The sequence below is a fragment of the Pseudomonas sp. 8209 genome, from assembly GCF_028682105.1.
Classification (GTDB): Bacteria; Pseudomonadota; Gammaproteobacteria; order Pseudomonadales; family Pseudomonadaceae; genus Aquipseudomonas; species Aquipseudomonas palmensis.
In genome coordinates this window covers 1-15,315 of the sequence record NZ_JANIAH010000016.1, presented here as the reverse complement: position 1 = coordinate 15,315, position 15,315 = coordinate 1, and the positions used below count along the sequence as shown (strand labels likewise).

General features: G+C 61.8%; 15 protein-coding genes. 6 read left to right on the top strand and 9 right to left on the bottom strand.

Features of this window, described 5'->3' with window-relative positions; all coding sequences use genetic code 11:
- Positions 1-122: 122 nt before the first annotated feature.
- Positions 123-665 carry a hypothetical protein gene (locus NP552_RS25710; RefSeq protein WP_058542066.1) on the bottom strand — a complete coding sequence of 181 codons (543 nt, stop codon included), beginning with the start codon at positions 663-665 and terminating at the stop codon, positions 123-125.
- 317 nt (positions 666-982) lie between these two features.
- Between NP552_RS25710 and NP552_RS25705 the strand changes: the two genes are divergently transcribed.
- The gene (locus NP552_RS25705; RefSeq protein ID WP_274097308.1) at positions 983-1,987 is read left to right on the top strand and encodes a sensor domain-containing diguanylate cyclase; all 1,005 of its coding nucleotides are present in this window, start codon (positions 983-985) and stop codon (positions 1,985-1,987) included.
- Between the two features lie 37 nt (positions 1,988-2,024).
- Here the strand turns inward: NP552_RS25705 and lpdA are convergent, their stop codons facing one another.
- From lpdA to NP552_RS25685, 4 genes are read right to left on the bottom strand one after another with little or no spacing between them, the layout of a single operon-like run.
- Positions 2,025-3,407: a dihydrolipoyl dehydrogenase gene (gene lpdA / locus NP552_RS25700; RefSeq protein WP_104573122.1), complete on the bottom strand. Its 1,383-nt coding sequence runs from the start codon at positions 3,405-3,407 to the stop codon at positions 2,025-2,027.
- Between the two features lie 2 nt (positions 3,408-3,409).
- Complete coding sequence (locus NP552_RS25695; protein ID WP_274097307.1) at positions 3,410-4,705, bottom strand: dihydrolipoamide acetyltransferase family protein; 1,296 nt, start codon at positions 4,703-4,705, stop codon at positions 3,410-3,412.
- Positions 4,706-5,764: an alpha-ketoacid dehydrogenase subunit beta gene (locus tag NP552_RS25690; protein WP_043861770.1), complete on the bottom strand. Its 1,059-nt coding sequence runs from the start codon at positions 5,762-5,764 to the stop codon at positions 4,706-4,708. It lies immediately after the preceding gene.
- 1 nt (position 5,765) lies between these two features.
- Complete coding sequence (locus NP552_RS25685; protein ID WP_043861771.1) at positions 5,766-6,998, bottom strand: 3-methyl-2-oxobutanoate dehydrogenase (2-methylpropanoyl-transferring) subunit alpha; 1,233 nt, start codon at positions 6,996-6,998, stop codon at positions 5,766-5,768.
- A gap of 199 nt (positions 6,999-7,197) precedes the next feature.
- Here NP552_RS25685 and bkdR point away from each other — a divergent pair, with 199 nt between their 5' ends.
- The 3 genes from bkdR (at position 7,198) to NP552_RS25670 (ending at position 10,680) form a co-directional block, all read left to right on the top strand.
- Positions 7,198-7,689, top strand: a complete 492-nt coding sequence (gene bkdR / locus NP552_RS25680; RefSeq protein WP_043861772.1) for a Bkd operon transcriptional regulator BkdR — start codon at positions 7,198-7,200, stop codon at positions 7,687-7,689.
- Between the two features lie 235 nt (positions 7,690-7,924).
- Entirely contained in the window at positions 7,925-9,166 is a 1,242-nt protein-coding gene (locus tag NP552_RS25675; protein ID WP_173925107.1) for a glutamine synthetase family protein, read from the top strand.
- A gap of 173 nt (positions 9,167-9,339) precedes the next feature.
- On the top strand, positions 9,340-10,680 hold the full coding sequence (locus tag NP552_RS25670; protein WP_123753571.1) for an MFS transporter: 1,341 nt from the start codon (positions 9,340-9,342) through the stop codon (positions 10,678-10,680).
- 136 nt (positions 10,681-10,816) lie between these two features.
- On the opposite strand, the gene NP552_RS25665 is transcribed toward NP552_RS25670, so the two are convergent.
- The 4 genes from NP552_RS25665 to flgA form a co-directional block, all read right to left on the bottom strand.
- On the bottom strand, positions 10,817-11,560 hold the full coding sequence (locus NP552_RS25665) for a flagellar brake protein (protein ID WP_043861775.1): 744 nt from the start codon (positions 11,558-11,560) through the stop codon (positions 10,817-10,819).
- A gap of 80 nt (positions 11,561-11,640) precedes the next feature.
- On the bottom strand, positions 11,641-12,108 hold the full coding sequence (locus NP552_RS25660) for a flagella synthesis protein FlgN (protein ID WP_043861776.1): 468 nt from the start codon (positions 12,106-12,108) through the stop codon (positions 11,641-11,643).
- Positions 12,109-12,154: 46 nt separating this feature from the next.
- The gene (flgM, locus tag NP552_RS25655; protein WP_043861777.1) at positions 12,155-12,466 is read right to left on the bottom strand and encodes a flagellar biosynthesis anti-sigma factor FlgM; all 312 of its coding nucleotides are present in this window, start codon (positions 12,464-12,466) and stop codon (positions 12,155-12,157) included.
- Positions 12,467-12,641: 175 nt separating this feature from the next.
- Positions 12,642-13,394 (bottom strand): flagellar basal body P-ring formation chaperone FlgA, encoded by a 753-nt coding sequence (flgA, locus tag NP552_RS25650; RefSeq protein ID WP_274097306.1) that lies wholly within the window; start codon positions 13,392-13,394, stop codon positions 12,642-12,644.
- A 68-nt stretch (positions 13,395-13,462) separates the two neighbouring features.
- On the opposite strand from flgA, the gene NP552_RS25645 reads away from it, so the two are divergent.
- Positions 13,463-14,392, top strand: a complete 930-nt coding sequence (locus tag NP552_RS25645; protein WP_043861779.1) for a chemotaxis protein CheV — start codon at positions 13,463-13,465, stop codon at positions 14,390-14,392.
- 49 nt (positions 14,393-14,441) lie between these two features.
- A complete protein-coding gene (gene cheR / locus NP552_RS25640; RefSeq protein WP_043861780.1) occupies positions 14,442-15,269 on the top strand; it encodes a protein-glutamate O-methyltransferase CheR in 828 nt (275 codons plus the stop codon).
- Positions 15,270-15,315 lie beyond the last annotated feature (46 nt).

The following is a 15,315-nucleotide window of genomic DNA, read 5'->3' as shown; positions in this document are numbered from 1 at the left end:
ATTAAATTCCGAAACCCCTATCTGCATCTGCAGGTAGGGGTTTTGTTTTTGTGGGCCGAAAGTTTCTTGCAAGGCGGGCATAAAAAAACCACCTTGGGAGGTGGTTTTTTACGTAATACGATTCAGGCCAGCGGGTCCGTCCTGTCCTTCTCGTCGGTGCCTTCTGCCGACAGTGTCTGTGAACCTGCCAGTGCATTGACCGCATCCATCTGTTGAGGCGGTTGCAGCTTGGCCATGGTTTTTATCTCCATTTCTTCCTTGATGCGTTGAGCGATCTGCTTGTCGATCAGTTCTTTCTTCTCAGGGGGTAACTCTTCGTATTCTTCAAGGCTCAGCCCAAGTTCGCGCAGCATCTTTTCGCGAATTTTCTGCTCGGGAGACAGTGCCATGTAGTCGCGAAACTCTTGCAAGGCAGTGCTCTCTGGTTCTTTCGTGTCGAAGATCTCTTCCAGGTTCTGCAGACTGACCTTGAACTTTGCGAACGCTTCTTGCTGGTTGTCGTGAAAGCGCTGCTCGGAGTGACTGGCACTCCCGCGCGTGTCGGACGTCGACTGAATGGCAACTGAAACAGGTACATACGGCACAGCATCGCTGTCTGTAGAAACACTGCTACGTTGCTGAGTGGTAGCGGCTACCTGCCAACCATAATCATTGATGATGCTCACCTGAAGGTCTCCCGATACTGTGCAGAGCAAGGGAAGAGCAAGGGCTGTGCCAGTTACCTCACGCTCTGAACCCTCTGTATTACAAGGGGGCAGCAATGCTCGGCCGTTTACTCTGGCACGCTGTTGCCCCAAAGAGGAGGATGATTGCCGCAGGCGGCAACAGCCAAGGCCTGCAGTTGGACGTGCGGTCGGTTCCGCCTGCCGCTTCCATTCTTTCGCGAGTATATTGTTCGAAATTTCGCGCAGGCTTTGGCGCATAACAATCGGCAGCACCATCATTGAGCTGGGGCGTAGTTGCTGGACAGGGGAGAGTGTCCATGAGTGAGAATACCGCTTGCGTGATGGCGCCATTGAGCGACCTGGGGCAAGAGCAACTGCAAACCCTTCTGGACCTGGTCAGTGATGGCATCTGGGACTGGAACGCCAACACCGGCCACGTCTATCGCAACCCGGGTTGGTATCGCATGCTGGGCTACCCCAGCCACTCGCTGGACAATACGGTGTTCACCTGGGAAAACGTCATTCACCCCGAGGACTACCCGCGGGTGATGGCCTGTTTCGAGGACTACCTGAGCCAGCGTGCGCCAAGCTACCAGGTGGAGTACCGTTGCCGTTGCAAGGATGGCAGCTACCTGTGGATCGAGGACAGCGGGCATGTGGTTGCGCGCAACCCTGATGGCTCGGTGGCCAGGATGTTCGGTGCACACCGCAACATCGACGACCGCAAGCGCCTGGTTGCCCATCTGGAGCAGCGCAACAGCTCGCTGGAGTCACTGATTGCCGAACGGACCCGGGAACTGTGCTGGGTGAACGAGCAACTGAAACGTCAGCTCGATGAGAACCGTGACCTGGCCGAGCGCGACTCGTTGACCCTGGCGGCCAATCGTTATCGCCTGGAAAAGGCTCTGTTTCAGGAATGCGAACGTGCCGGCCGCTTTCGTTTGCCCTTGAGCCTGATCCTGATGGATTTCGACGATTTCAAGCCGATCAATGATCGTTACGGCCACGCCCGTGGCGATACCGCCCTGGTAGAGGTGGTCGAACAGATCCGTAAGTGTGTCGGCCCCGAGCACCTGCTTGCCCGATGGGGGGGGGACGAGTTCATGGTGTTGATGCCAGGGAGTGACCTGCAGGCAGCAATGGCGGTAGCCGATGCCATCCGCCAGCAGGTGTTGAGGTTGCCCCCAATTGGCGAGCACCGCGTCACATTGAGTTTTGGCATCGCCCAGTGGCGTGGCGGCGAGCGCCCGGAGCAACTGGTCGCCCGTGCCGACCAGGCGCTCTATCGCGCCAAGGCCGGCGGCAAGAACCAGATCGCCTGATGCCTGGGCGTCGATGATCGACGCCCAGTGGTTCTGGCTACAGGTGCAACGCGTGCCCCAAGGCACGCAATGCAGCCTCCTGCACAGCCTCCCCGAGGGTAGGGTGGGCATGGATGGTTCCGGCCACATCCTCGAGCCGGGCGCCCATCTCCAGTGATTGTGCAAACGCGGTAGACAGTTCCGAAACCCCCACGCCGACAGCCTGCCAGCCCAGGATCAGGTGATTGTCGCGACGCGCCACCACGCGTACGAAGCCGCTTTTGGATTCCAGCGTCATGGCCCTGCCATTGGCCGCGAACGGGAACTGCGCAACGATGCAATCCAGGCCTTGCTGTTGTGCGGCCTCGGGTGTCTTGCCTGCCACCACCACCTCGGGGTCGGTAAAGCACACTGCCGCGATGGCCACCGGATCGAAAACCCGCTGCTTGCCGGCGATGAGTTCGGCCACCATCTCGCCCTGGGCCATGGCGCGGTGGGCCAGCATCGGCTCGCCGCTCAGATCGCCGATTGCCCACACATTGCGCATGCTGGTCTGGCAACGCTCATCGATGGCAATGGCAGAGCCATTCATCTTGAGCTCCAGGGTTTCCAGGTTGAACCCTTGAGTGCGTGGCCGACGTCCTACGGCAACCAGCACCTGATCGGTTTCCAGCGTCAACTGTTCGCCATGCGGGTCCCTGATCTGCAGGCACTGGGTGGCGTTATCGAAGCCTTCGACGCTGTGCTTGAGGTACAGCGTCATGCCCAGTTTCTTCAGCGACTCGGCTACCGGCTGAGTGAGCTCGCTGTCATACGTAGGCAGGATACGCTCGCGCGCTTCCACCACGCTTACCTCGACCCCCAGCTTGCGGTAGGCAATACCCAGCTCCAGGCCGATATAGCCTGCACCCACCACCGTCAGGCGCCTTGGCAGGCGTTGCGGGGCCAGGGCTTCGGTGGACGAGATGATCGGGCCGCCCAGTGGAAGCATGGGCAGCTCCACACTGCTGGAGCCCGTGGCGAGCAGCAGGTGCTCGCACTGAATGCGCTGGCCTTCGACGTCGACGGTTTTGCCGTCGACGATCTTTGCCCAGCCATGAATCACCGTCACGCCGTGTTTCTTCAGCAAGGCGGCAACGCCGCTGGTCAGGCGGTCGACGATGCCGTCCTTCCAGGCCACGCTCTGTGTAATGTCCAGGCTGGGAGCCTGTACCTTGATGCCCAGGCTGGAGTGCTGGCTGTGCTGACAAGTCTGGTGGAACTGCTCCGCTACATGGATCAGTGCCTTGGATGGAATACAGCCGATGTTCAGGCAGGTGCCGCCCAGTGCCTGGCCTTCGACCAGTACAGTGGGGATGCCCAGTTGACCGGCACGAATCGCCGCGACATAACCGCCGGGGCCGCCCCCAATGATCAGCAGGGTGGTATTGAGAGTCTGCATGGTCACTCCACAAACAGGCTGGCAGGTTGTTCGAGCAGGCCGCGGATGGCCTGGATGAAGAGCGCGGCGTCCATGCCGTCGACCACACGATGGTCGAACGAACTGGACAGGTTCATCATCTTGCGCACCACGATCTGGCCGTTGACCACCATTGGCCGCTCGGCGATGCGGTTGACCCCGACAATGGCTACCTCCGGCGTGTTCACCACCGGTGTGCTGACGATGCCGCCCAGTGCGCCGAGGCTGGTGAGCGTAATGGTCGAGCCGGACAGCTCTTCACGGCTGGCCTTGTTGTTGCGGGCGGCGTTGGCTACCCGGGCGATCTCGCTGGCATTGCTCCACAGGCTGCCGGCCTCGGCATGGCGCAGCACCGGTACCATCAGCCCGTTGTCGCCCTGGGTGGCGATACCCACATGCACTGCACCATGGCGGGTAATGAGCTGGGCTTCGTCGTCATAGGTGGCGTTGATCTGCGGGAATTCGCGCGCGGCGATCACCATTGCCCGTACCAGGAAGGGCAGCAGGGTCAGCTTGCCGCGGCTGTCACCATGCTTCTTGTTCAGGTGCACGCGCAGTTCTTCCAGCGCGGTCACGTCGATTTCCTCGACATAGCTGAAGTGCGCGACGCGGCGCTTGGCATCCTGCATGCGCTGCGCGATCTTGCGGCGCAGGCCGATCACAGGCACCTGCTCGCTGTCGTCACGCCTTGCATAGCCACCGGGGCCCGATGCACTGCTGGTACTCGGTTGAACGAGAAAAGCGTCCAGGTCTTCGTGCAGGATGCGCCCGGCAGGGCCACTACCATGTACATAGCGCAGCTCTATGCCCGCATCCAGCGCGCGCTTGCGCACCGCCGGGGAGGCCAGCGGACGCTCGTTGGCCTCACGTGGCACGATCGTCGATGAACGCTGTGCGTTGCCTGAAGGTGCCGCTGCCGGGGTAGACACGACGGCGGGCTGGGGTTGGGCTTCGGGTACGCTGGCCTTCGGTGCGGCAGCTACCGCAGGCGGCGTGGCTGCTGCCGGCTTGCCGGCGCCTTCCTGATAGTTGCCGGCCCCTTCGACCTCGATGCGAATCAGCTCGCTGCCTACGGCCATGACCTCACCGGGCTGGCCGCCCAGGGCCAGCACCTTGCCGGTGACCGGCGAAGGAATTTCCACGGTGGCCTTGTCGGTCATGACGTCGGCGACCACCTGATCTTCGGTGACGGTATCGCCGACCTTTACGAACCACTCCACCAGCTCAACCTGTGCGATGCCTTCGCCGATGTCCGGCATCTTGATGACGTGCGTGCCCATTCAGACCTCCATGACCCGTTTCAATGCCGCACCCACTCGCGATGGGCCGGGGAAGTACGCCCATTCCTGCGCGTGCGGGTAGGGGGTGTCCCAACCGGTGACGCGTTCGATCGGGGCTTCGAGGTGATGGAAGCAGTGCTCCTGTACCAGCGCCACCAGCTCGGCGCCAAAGCCGCAGGTGCGGGTGGCTTCGTGCACGACCACACAGCGGCCGGTCTTCTTCACCGACTCGACGATGGTCTCCAGGTCCAGCGGCCACAGGCTGCGCAGGTCGATGACCTCGGCGTCGATGCCGGTCTCTTCGGCAGCCACCTGGGATACATACACCGTGGTGCCGTAGGTCAGTACCGTCACCGCATTGCCTGGGCGGGTGATGGCAGCCTTGTCCAGTGGCACGGTGTAGTAGCCATCCGGTACGGCGCTGGCGGGGTGTTTGGACCAGGGCGTTACCGGCCGGTCGTGGTGCCCGTCGAAAGGGCCGTTGTACAGGCGCTTGGGCTCCAGGAAGATCACCGGGTCGTCGTTTTCGATCGAGGCGATCAACAGGCCCTTGGCGTCGTAGGGGTTCGAAGGCATCACGGTACGCAGGCCGCAGACCTGGGTGAACATCGCCTCCGGGCTCTGGCTGTGGGTCTGGCCGCCGTAGATGCCGCCACCGCACGGCATGCGCAGGGTCAGCGGGGCCACGAACTCGCCGGCAGAGCGGTAGCGCAGGCGGGCCATCTCCGAGACGATCTGGTCCGAGGCTGGGTAGAAGTAGTCGGCAAACTGGATTTCCACCACAGGGCGCAGGCCATAGGCACCCATGCCCACGGCGGTGCCGACGATACCGCTTTCGGAGATCGGTGCGTCGAACACCCGCGACTTGCCGTACTTGTTCTGCAGCCCTTCGGTGCAGCGGAACACGCCGCCGAAGTAACCGACGTCCTGGCCATAGACGACAACATTGTCATCGCGCTCAAGCATGATATCCATGGCCGAGCGCAGGGCCTGGATCATGGTCATGGTGGTAGTCGCCATGGCGGTTTCCAACTGGATAGTGGTGTTGTGATCGTTCATGTCAGATCCCCAGTTCCTGGCGCTGGCGCCGCAGGTGTTCCGGCATTTCCTTGTACACATCCTCGAAAATGCTCGCCGGGCTGGGCATCTGCCCGCCGGCCAGGGTGCCGTACTGCTCGGCTTCCTTCTGCGCACTGATGATTTCGGCTTCCAGCTCAGCAGTCACCGCCTGATGCTCTTGCTCCGACCAGTGCCCGATGGCCACCAGGTGCTGCTTGAGGCGGGCGATCGGGTCGCCGAGGGGGAAGTGGCTCCAGTCGTCGGCCGGACGGTACTTGGACGGGTCGTCCGACGTGGAGTGCGGCCCGGCGCGGTAGGTCACCCATTCGATCAGGGTCGGGCCCAGGCCGCGGCGGGCACGTTCGGCGGCCCAGCGCGAGGCCGCGTACACCGCGATGAAGTCGTTGCCGTCGACCCGCAGCGAAGCGATGCCACAGCCAACGCCGCGGCCGGCGAAGGTGGTGGATTCACCACCGGCGATGGCCTGGAAGGTGGAGATGGCCCACTGGTTGTTGACCACGTTGAGAATCACCGGGGCCTGGTACACGTGTGCGAAGGTCAGCGCGGTGTGGAAGTCCGACTCGGCCGTAGCACCATCGCCGATCCAGGCCGAAGCGATCTTGGTATCGCCCTTGATGGCCGAGGCCATGGCCCAGCCGACCGCCTGCACGAACTGGGTCGCCAGGTTACCGCTGATGGTGAAGAAGCCGGCTTCGCGCACCGAGTACATGATGGGCAGCTGGCGACCCTTGAGCGGGTCGCGCTCGTTGGACAGCAGCTGGCAGATCATCTCCACCAGCGACACGTCGCGGGCCATCAGGATGCTCTGCTGGCGGTAGGTGGGGAAGCACATGTCGCTGCGGTTCAAGGCCAGTGCCTGGCCGCTGCCGATGGCTTCCTCGCCCAGGCTCTGCATGTAGAAGGACATCTTCTTCTGGCGCTGCGCCACGACCATGCGGCTGTCGAACAGCCGGGTCTTGAGCATCGCGCGCATGCCTTGGCGCAGCACTTCGGGGCCGATGTCCTCGGCCCAGGGGCCAAGCGCACGGCCCTGTTCGTCGAGCACGCGGATCAGCCCGTAGGCAAGGTCGGCGGTACCGGCGGGTTCGGCATCGATGGCGGGTTTGCGGACCTGACCGGCGTCATTCAGACGCAGGTAGGAAAAATCGGTCTGGCAGCCTGGCCGGCCTGTAGGCTCGGGCACATGCAGACGCAGGGGGGCGTACTCGTTCATGCTTTTTTACGCTCGCTCTGTCTTGTGTTTTTGTTGAGCTTTGAAGCGGTCGCTACTGAACCCGGCTTGTGACCGGAGAGTCAGTCTTGCCTACATCATATTCCGCTGGCGGAAGAATATTTTTCTCAAGTTCATTGCCTTTGGGCTGGCTTGCGGATAAACATTCTTCAAAAGAACAAGAAGCAGGTGAATTTGTCTCATGCGCAAACTGGATCGTACTGACATCGGCATTCTCAACAGCCTTCAGGACAATGCCCGCATCACCAACGCCGAGCTGGCCCGTTCGGTAAATCTGTCGCCCACCCCCTGTTTCAACCGGGTCAAGGCGCTGGAGGAGCTTGGCGTGATTCGCCAGCAGGTGACCTTGCTGTCGCCCGAAGTGCTGGGGCTGGACGTGAACGTATTCATCCACGTCAGCCTGGAAAAACAGGTGGAGCAATCGCTGCACCGCTTCGAAGAGGAAATCGCCGAGCGCCCGGAAGTGATGGAGTGCTACCTGATGACCGGCGATCCGGATTACCTGCTGCGTGTACTGCTGCCGAGCATTCAGGCCCTGGAGCGGTTTCTGGACTACCTCACCCGCTTGCCCGGGGTGGCCAATATTCGCTCCAGCTTCGCCCTCAAGCAGGTGCGCTACAAGACTGCGCTGCCGCTGCCGGCGAACGGTATTACGCTGCCAGGCACAGTGTAGACAGCTTCTACGGGTTGGCTGGCGGCGTTCGCCCAGCGATCGGGCCTACATGGTGCTTGATATTTTTAACACCCCCGGACTATGTTGTTCGGGTCGCCGTTCGCGGCTTGTTAAAAATAACAAGGATCAAGTCATGACGACCAATGGCCAACGTTCTCTCGCCGAGCGATTGACGGGCATTGATGAAATCGAATGCGTCACCCCCGACCTTAATGGCGTGCCTCGCGGCAAGGTGATGACCGCCGAGGGGTTCCTGGAAGGGCGGCGCCTGCAGATGGCACGCGGCGTGCTGCTGCAGTGCATCATGGGCGGATACCCTGCGGCACGCTTTTACGGCAGCGACGACGGCGACCTTGCCCTGGCGGCCGACCCCCTGCATATCTACCGCCTGCCCTGGAGCGACGAACCAAGGGCACTGGCGATCTGCGATGCCAATGAGCTCGATGGACAGAGTTCGGGCTTGTCCACCCGCGGCCAGCTCAAGGCGGTGATCGAGCGGTATCGCACGCACGGCCTGGCGCCAGTGGTGGCCACCGAACTCGAGTTCTTCGTGTTCGCTCCCAATCCCGACCCGAGCCAGCCGTTCCTGCCGCCCACCGGGCTGGACGGTCGGCGCGAGGACGGCCATTCGGCGTTCAGCGTCAGTTCCAACAATGGCCTGCGCCCGTTCTTCAGCGAGGTCTACCGTTGCATGGAGGCCCTGGGCCTGCCGCGCGACACCTTCATGCACGAGATGGGCGTCAGCCAGTTCGAGATCAACCTGCTGCACGGTGACCCGCTGCTGCTTGCCGACCAGACCTTCCTGTTCAAGCACCTGCTCAAGGAGGTTGCGCTCAAGCATGGCCTGAATGTGGTGTGCATGGCCAAGCCGCTGGCCAGAACCCCAGGCAGTTCGATGCACATTCACCAGAGCGTGGTCGAGATCGACAACGGCCGTAACGTGTTCAGCGATGCGCAGGGGCAGCCCACGCCCGCCTTCTATCACTTCATCGGTGGCCAGCAGGCATGCATGGCCGACTTCACCGCGTTGTTCGCACCCAACGTCAACTCCTACCAGCGCCTGTGCCACCCTTATGCATCGCCCAACAATGCCTGCTGGTCGCAGGACAACCGCGCTGCGGGCCTGCGTATCCCTGCCAGCGCACCGGTAGCGCGCAGGGTCGAGAACCGCCTGCCCGGGGCCGATACCAACCCCTACCTGGCCATCGCCGCCAGCCTGGCGGCCGGCTTGTACGGCATCGAACAGCAACTGGAGCCGGCGCCAGCGATCCAGGGCGAATTCGAGGTGCCCGACAACCTGTCACTGCCCTGCACGCTGCACGCTGCACTGGAGCGTCTCAAGCGCAGCCAGTTGGCGAGGGAACTGTTCGGGACTGAGTTCATCGAAGGTTACATCGCGTCCAAGACCCTGGAACTGACCAGCTTCTTCGACGAGATCACCCCGTGGGAGCGGCGCGTGCTGGCGGCACAGGCGTAACTGCGGGGCGGCAATGCCGCCTGGCGCCAGGGTAAGCAGAGGCAGGTGGCAGCCATGATCGAGATCATGGTTTGTCACCTGTTTTTTTATGCCCGGCCCGCCGCGTCGGCGTTTTTTTCACTTATGCTTTCAAGCAGTTTTTTCACCTGCTCAAGGGGCCCTCAGGGACGTCGATGCGAAGTATCTGGAAGTCTTTTCGCGCGCTGTATTTCGCCGCATTGATGATGTTGATCGGTTCCGGCCTGTTGAGCACCTACCTGGCCCTGCGCCTGGCGGCCGATCAGGTCGACAGCCTGTGGGTCGGTGCGCTGATGGCGGCCAACTATTTCGGCCTGGCGCTGGGGGGCAAGATCGGGCACCGGCTGATCGCCAGAGTGGGGCATATCCGCGCCTACGCTACGTGTGCCGGCATCGTCGGCGCAGCGGTGCTTGGTCATGGTCTGGTCAGCTGGTTGCCGGCCTGGCTGCTGCTGCGGGTGATCGTCGGCCTGGGCATGATGTGCCAGTACATGGTGATCGAGAGCTGGCTCAACGAACAGGCCGACGCCAAGCAGCGTGGGGCGGTGTTCAGCGGTTACATGATCGCCTCCTATCTGGGCCTGGTACTGGGCCAGCTGATTCTGGTGGTTCACCCGCAGCTGGGCCTGGAGCTGCTGATGCTGGTGGCCATGTGCTTTGCGCTGTGCCTGGTTCCGGTGGCCCTGACCCGGCGCATCCACCCCGCACCGCTGCGTCCGGCCCCCATGGAGCCGCGGTTCTTCATCAAGCGCGTCCCCCAGTCGCTGAGTACGGTACTCGGGGCGGGGCTGATCGTGGGTTCGTTCTATGGTCTGGCGCCTCTGTACGCCTCCAAGCAGGGGCTCAGTACAGAACAGGTCGGTGTGTTCATGGGCTGCTGCATCTTTGCCGGCCTGCTGGTGCAGTGGCCATTGGGCTGGTTGTCGGACCGTTACGACCGGGCCGTGCTGATTCGCAGTGTGGCGGTGGGGCTGGCCGTCACCTCCCTGCCATTGGCGCTGCTGCCGAGCGTGCCGCTCGAGGTGCTGTTCATCACCGGTTTTGCGGTCTCGCTGCTGCAGTTCTGCCTCTACCCGCTGGCGGTGGCGTTTTCCAACGACCACGTTGAAAGCGAGCGACGGGTCTCGCTCACCGCGATGCTGCTGGTGACCTATGGCGTGGGGGCGAGCATCGGGCCGCTGGTGGCCGGTGTGCTGATGAAGACCCTGGGCGACCAGATGCTGTACGCGTTCTTCTGTTTCTTCGCGCTGGTGCTGGTGTGGCGCATCCGTCCCAAAGCGGTTACCAACCTGCATCAGGTCGAGGATGCGCCATTGCTTCACGTAGCGATGCCGGCGGCAGGTTCACCGCTGTCTGCGGCGCTCGACCCGCGGGTTGATGAGCAGGTGGTGCAGGATCAGATGCAGGCACCGGTAGGTGCCGAAGATACCGAGGAGGAGGGCTCGCCCGGGGAGGCTGAGGGCGTCGAACCTGTCAAGCCTGCGCCAGAAGTGTGAGTGGCGTGGGGGCAGATAGTGGCGAAGGGCTGCGTCTGAGTTCCGCTGGCAGGCGGGGCGCCAGGCGCCCCTTTGCGGATGAATCCGTTGCCGCTGAATGGGTAGCTACCCTTGGAAATGTGAAGCGTGATGTCTATCAGTAATCGTCTTTGTCGAAGCGTCGCGCTTCACGTTGCAGCTGGTACACAAAACTTTCGATCTTGCGCGCCATCTGTCCTGTCACGTTATGAAAGCGAATGCCGGCGAAGGTGGCGTTCAGGCGCTCTTCATAGTGCAGGTGGCGCAGCTCGACCATTACCTGAGAAAGCCCCAGCGGCAGGCCGGTAGCAAACTTCTCGTAGACCTGGCCCAACTGCAACCGCTCCTCGATATCGCCCTCGAAGCGAAGCTTGCAGCCAGTAGCCGAAATATCCAGCAGCTTGCCCTTGAGCGGGTGCTCGCCACGCAGTTTCTCGCCGTCGAAAATCACGTCGACCAGTTGCGACAGCTTCAGTGCCGCGCGAAACGCATTGCGACGCTGGTGATAGGTAACTTCTGTGGGCAGGCTGCCGCGGTAGCAGCGTGAGCCGTCAGAGGTGCTGATGCTCAGCGGGGTAGTGCAGTCCCAGGCAATGCGCACGCCGTCATGGAAGCCTTCGATACGGAATGGTTCGCCATTTTCGAGGAAGCGTTCGCCATCGCGCGGGATCATTTCGTCCAGGGCCATGCTGTTGCTGTCCCGGTCTACCTCCACCACATAACTCTGGAAGCGCTGGCTGCGTTCGGGGAACGTGATGATCAGTGGGTCATGGCTCTCTAGCAACATCCGCAAATGAGCGGCAATTTCCAAAGGCGTAGTCAGCACCTTCGGAGGCTGAGGAGCTTCTTCGTCATTGAACACGGTTGATGAATCTCCAGGCAAAAACGACACAGGCAATTGCTGGCATTCTGCCAGCATGAATCGTGCCTTGATAGAGGGGGTCACGCCTGGCTGAGTGCACGAGGCTTTGAAAGCGGCGATGTAGTGCCACGGGCATCGTAGAGCGACGGTGATTCGCCACCCATGAGGATCTTGATCTGGTTTTCGGTGGTGTACTGCTGAAGCTGGATCGCCTGGCCGTTGCGTGCGTTGACCGCCTGGCAATCATTCATCAGCGCAGCCAGCACATCGAGCTGCTCGATGAGCAGGGAGCCCAGGTCCGATTGCTCGGCCATGGCCACTACACCTTCGCGGCTTTGCGGCAGGCCCAGGTTCGCAAGCAGCGCACTACGTCGTTGTCCGCCTTGATCGAGCAGCACCACCAGCGATTGCTTGCGGGCCAGAATATTTTCCAGCAAGGGCATGTCGCGGCCATGCAGGGCCACGGCTTCAGCCTGCAACAACTCGAGCAGTTGTTGCGCTGGAGCAATATCATCTTCGATCAGTTGCAGCAGAGTAGTGTCGTGCATTGGCTGGCTCTTGGTTCTAGCGTCCTGAAGTCAGCGCGCCAGAGGGCTAGCGCTGGGCTTCGAAATTGAGCAGTTTGCTGGCGACGCGCTGGGCGTCCACCTGGTAGCTGCCGTCGGCGATGGCCTGTTTCAACTCGGCCACGCGGGCGCTGTTGACAACCGGTTGATCGCGCAGCTTGTCGCTGACCTGTTGCAACTGCTGGGCCTCGTGGCTCAGGTGTACGGCTTCTCCGCTCTGGCCAGCCTCGGTAGCGCTGGTGGCGGTGCGAGCAGTGGCCGTGCTTTCCTGGCTGTTGCCAGTGCGCACGGCGCCCGTCACGGACGGGGAATTATTCAAACGACTGAAGTCGATGACCATGATCAGAAAACCTCTGGGTGTTTGGACGCTTGCCTTGTTTTCGGCCAACCCGAAAGAAACTTTAGACGCAAATGCAGTGCAGCTTGCGCGGCCAGCCCATCAACCCGGTTCGACACAGTTTAGGAAAAGCGGTTCCTGATCGCCAGCCTTGTTTGTTCTGGCGTCGTGACCCGCTTCACATCGCGACTTCCACCTGCCCTGGTCCAGTGACCCGTGCCTTCACCACCCGTTTGGAGTTCAGATTGCGTACCCGTATCTGTTCACTGATGCCGCCCTTGCTCAAGGCTTCTCCCGGCATGCGCACGCTCAGCGTGCCGCTGCGGGCGATGATGACCACATGATCGCCCTTGCGGACCACTTCGGCCTGCTCCAGATGCAGCGGCGTGAGCACCTGATCGATGACCGTCGGTCGGATGACCTTCAGGCCCACGGCCTGCTCCAGGCTGGTCAGGTAGCCCTGGTTGAGCATGCCCACGTCCCGCTCGCGCAGGCTCACGTCCTGTTCGCCGACCACGCTGTCGCGCTTGAGCGGACGCGTCACGGTCACCACATTGCGAAACAGCCGCACCTGGGCCGGCACGAACACCGTCCACGGGGAGCTGCCATCGCAGCGTACGCGCACGGTCACCCTGCCCAGCGGTTGCGCCGGGCTTTCCAGGGTGGCGCCCAGTTGCTGGTCGCACAGTGGCATGCGCAGGCGCGGGTCGAGGCTGTTGACCTGGATCTCGAAGCGCCCTTCGGTCTGGCTGGTCGCCAGGTAATCCTCGACCGTGAATTCAAGAAACCCCTGAGTGACACCGATAAGCTGTTCAGGCAAGGTGAAAGCGTCAGCCAGAGTTCGAACGCCGGGGGCCAGCAGGCACAGCGCAGCAAGGATGCCGGGCAAGGGGCGGGTCAGGCGTCGGAAAAATGTCGTTTTCGTGTTCATACAGTTAAAAAAGCAAGGCGCGTGCCGACTGCGGTACGACGCTCGAGCATTTGGTCGAGGAGTCTGGCATGGCTGGTGTAATGGATTCGGTTAACCAGCGCACACAACTGGTAGGGCAGAACCGTCTCGAACTGCTGTTGTTCCGCCTCAATGGCGAGCAGCTGTACGGGATCAACGTGTTCAAGGTGCGGGAGGTGCTGCAATGCCCGAACCTGACCGTGATGCCCAAGTCCAACCCGGTGGTGCGCGGTGTGGCGAATATTCGTGGGGCAACCATCCCGATCCTGGATCTGGCGATGGCGACCGGCATGCCCGGTCTGAGTGAAGATGTCAGCAAGAGCTTCGTGATCATCACCGAGTACAACACCAAGACCCAGGGGTTTCTGGTGCACTCGGTCGAACGCATCGTCAACATGAACTGGGAGGAGATCCATCCGCCACCCAAGGGCACCGGTCGTGACCATTACCTGACGGCCGTGACCCGGGTGGACGGCAAGATGGTCGAGATCATCGACGTGGAGAAGATCCTCGCCGAGGTCTCGCCGACCTCCGAGGCGATCTCCCTGGGTGTGGTCGACGAAGAAGTGCAGGTCAAGGCCGTGTCGCTGCGCGTGCTCACCGTGGATGACTCCTCGGTGGCACGCAAGCAGGTCAGCCGTTGCCTGCAGACGGTGGGGGTCGAGGTGGTTGCGCTCAACGACGGCCGGCAGGCGCTGGATTACCTGCGCAAGATGGTCGATGAGGGCAAGCATCCGGAAGAGGAATTCCTGATGATGATTTCCGACATCGAGATGCCGGAAATGGACGGCTATACCCTGACTGCAGAAATCCGCAACGACCCGCGCATGCAAAAGTTGCACATCATCCTGCATACTTCGCTTTCCGGCGTCTTCAACCAGGCCATGGTCAAGAAGGTGGGCGCGGATGATTTTCTCGCCAAGTTCCGGCCGGATGACCTGGCGCAACGCGTGGTCGACCGGATCAAGGCCACCCACTAACGGCCAGGGCTCGTCCCTGGCGTTACACATGATTTAAGAGGCGGCATCATTGTCTACGGGTAATTTGGATTTCGAACAATTCCGGGTCTTCCTGGAAAAAGCCTGTGGCATCCTGCTGGGCGAAAACAAGCAGTATCTGGTCTCCAGCCGTCTCAACAAGCTGATGGAACAGCAGGGCATCAAATCGTTGAGCGAGCTGGTGCAGCGGATCCAGACCCAGCCGCGCAGCGGCTTGCGCGAGCAGGTGGTCGATGCGATGACCACCAACGAAACCCTGTGGTTTCGCGACAACTATCCGTTCGAGGTGCTCAAGAACAAGGTCTTGCCCGAGCAGATCAAGGCCAACCCTGGCCAGCGCCTGCGCATCTGGTCGGCGGCCTGTTCGTCGGGGCAGGAGCCGTACTCGATCTCCATGGCCATCGACGAGTTCGAGCGCAGCAACATCGGGCAATTGAAGATGGGGGCGCAGATCGTCGCCACCGACCTGTCCGGCTCGATGCTGGCCAACTGCAAGACCGGTGAGTACGACAGCCTGGCCATTGCCCGTGGCTTGTCCCAGGAGCGCCTGCAACGCTATTTCGACCCCAAGGGGCCGGGGCGCTGGGCAGTCAAGGCCCCGATCCGCAGCCGCGTCGAGTTTCGTTCGTTCAACCTGCTCGACAGCTACGCGAGCCTGGGCAAGTTCGACATCGTGTTCTGCCGCAACGTGCTGATCTACTTCTCCGCCCAGGTGAAGAAGGACATCCTGCTGCGCATTCACGGCACGCTCAAGCCCGGCGGTTACCTGTTCCTGGGGGCGTCCGAGGCGCTCAACGGGCTGCCCGACCATTACCAGATGGTGCAGTGCAGCCCGGGGATCATCTACCAGGCCAAGTGAAACGAAAAAGGCCGGTGTCGCGAGACACCGGCCTTTTTCATGCAGC

Coding starts and splice junctions, on each gene's coding strand:
- NP552_RS25705 (WP_274097308.1), top strand. CDS start 983: ATGAGTGAGAATACCGCTTGCGTGATGGCGCCATTGAGCGACCTGGGG.
- lpdA (WP_104573122.1), bottom strand. CDS start 3,407: ATGCAGACTCTCAATACCACCCTGCTGATCATTGGGGGCGGCCCCGGC.
- NP552_RS25695 (WP_274097307.1), bottom strand. CDS start 4,705: ATGGGCACGCACGTCATCAAGATGCCGGACATCGGCGAAGGCATCGCA.
- NP552_RS25690 (WP_043861770.1), bottom strand. CDS start 5,764: ATGAACGATCACAACACCACTATCCAGTTGGAAACCGCCATGGCGACT.
- NP552_RS25685 (WP_043861771.1), bottom strand. CDS start 6,998: ATGAACGAGTACGCCCCCCTGCGTCTGCATGTGCCCGAGCCTACAGGC.
- bkdR (WP_043861772.1), top strand. CDS start 7,198: ATGCGCAAACTGGATCGTACTGACATCGGCATTCTCAACAGCCTTCAG.
- NP552_RS25675 (WP_173925107.1), top strand. CDS start 7,925: ATGACCGCCGAGGGGTTCCTGGAAGGGCGGCGCCTGCAGATGGCACGC.
- NP552_RS25670 (WP_123753571.1), top strand. CDS start 9,340: ATGCGAAGTATCTGGAAGTCTTTTCGCGCGCTGTATTTCGCCGCATTG.
- NP552_RS25660 (WP_043861776.1), bottom strand. CDS start 12,108: ATGCACGACACTACTCTGCTGCAACTGATCGAAGATGATATTGCTCCA.
- flgM (WP_043861777.1), bottom strand. CDS start 12,466: ATGGTCATCGACTTCAGTCGTTTGAATAATTCCCCGTCCGTGACGGGC.
- flgA (WP_274097306.1), bottom strand. CDS start 13,394: ATGAACACGAAAACGACATTTTTCCGACGCCTGACCCGCCCCTTGCCC.
- NP552_RS25645 (WP_043861779.1), top strand. CDS start 13,463: ATGGCTGGTGTAATGGATTCGGTTAACCAGCGCACACAACTGGTAGGG.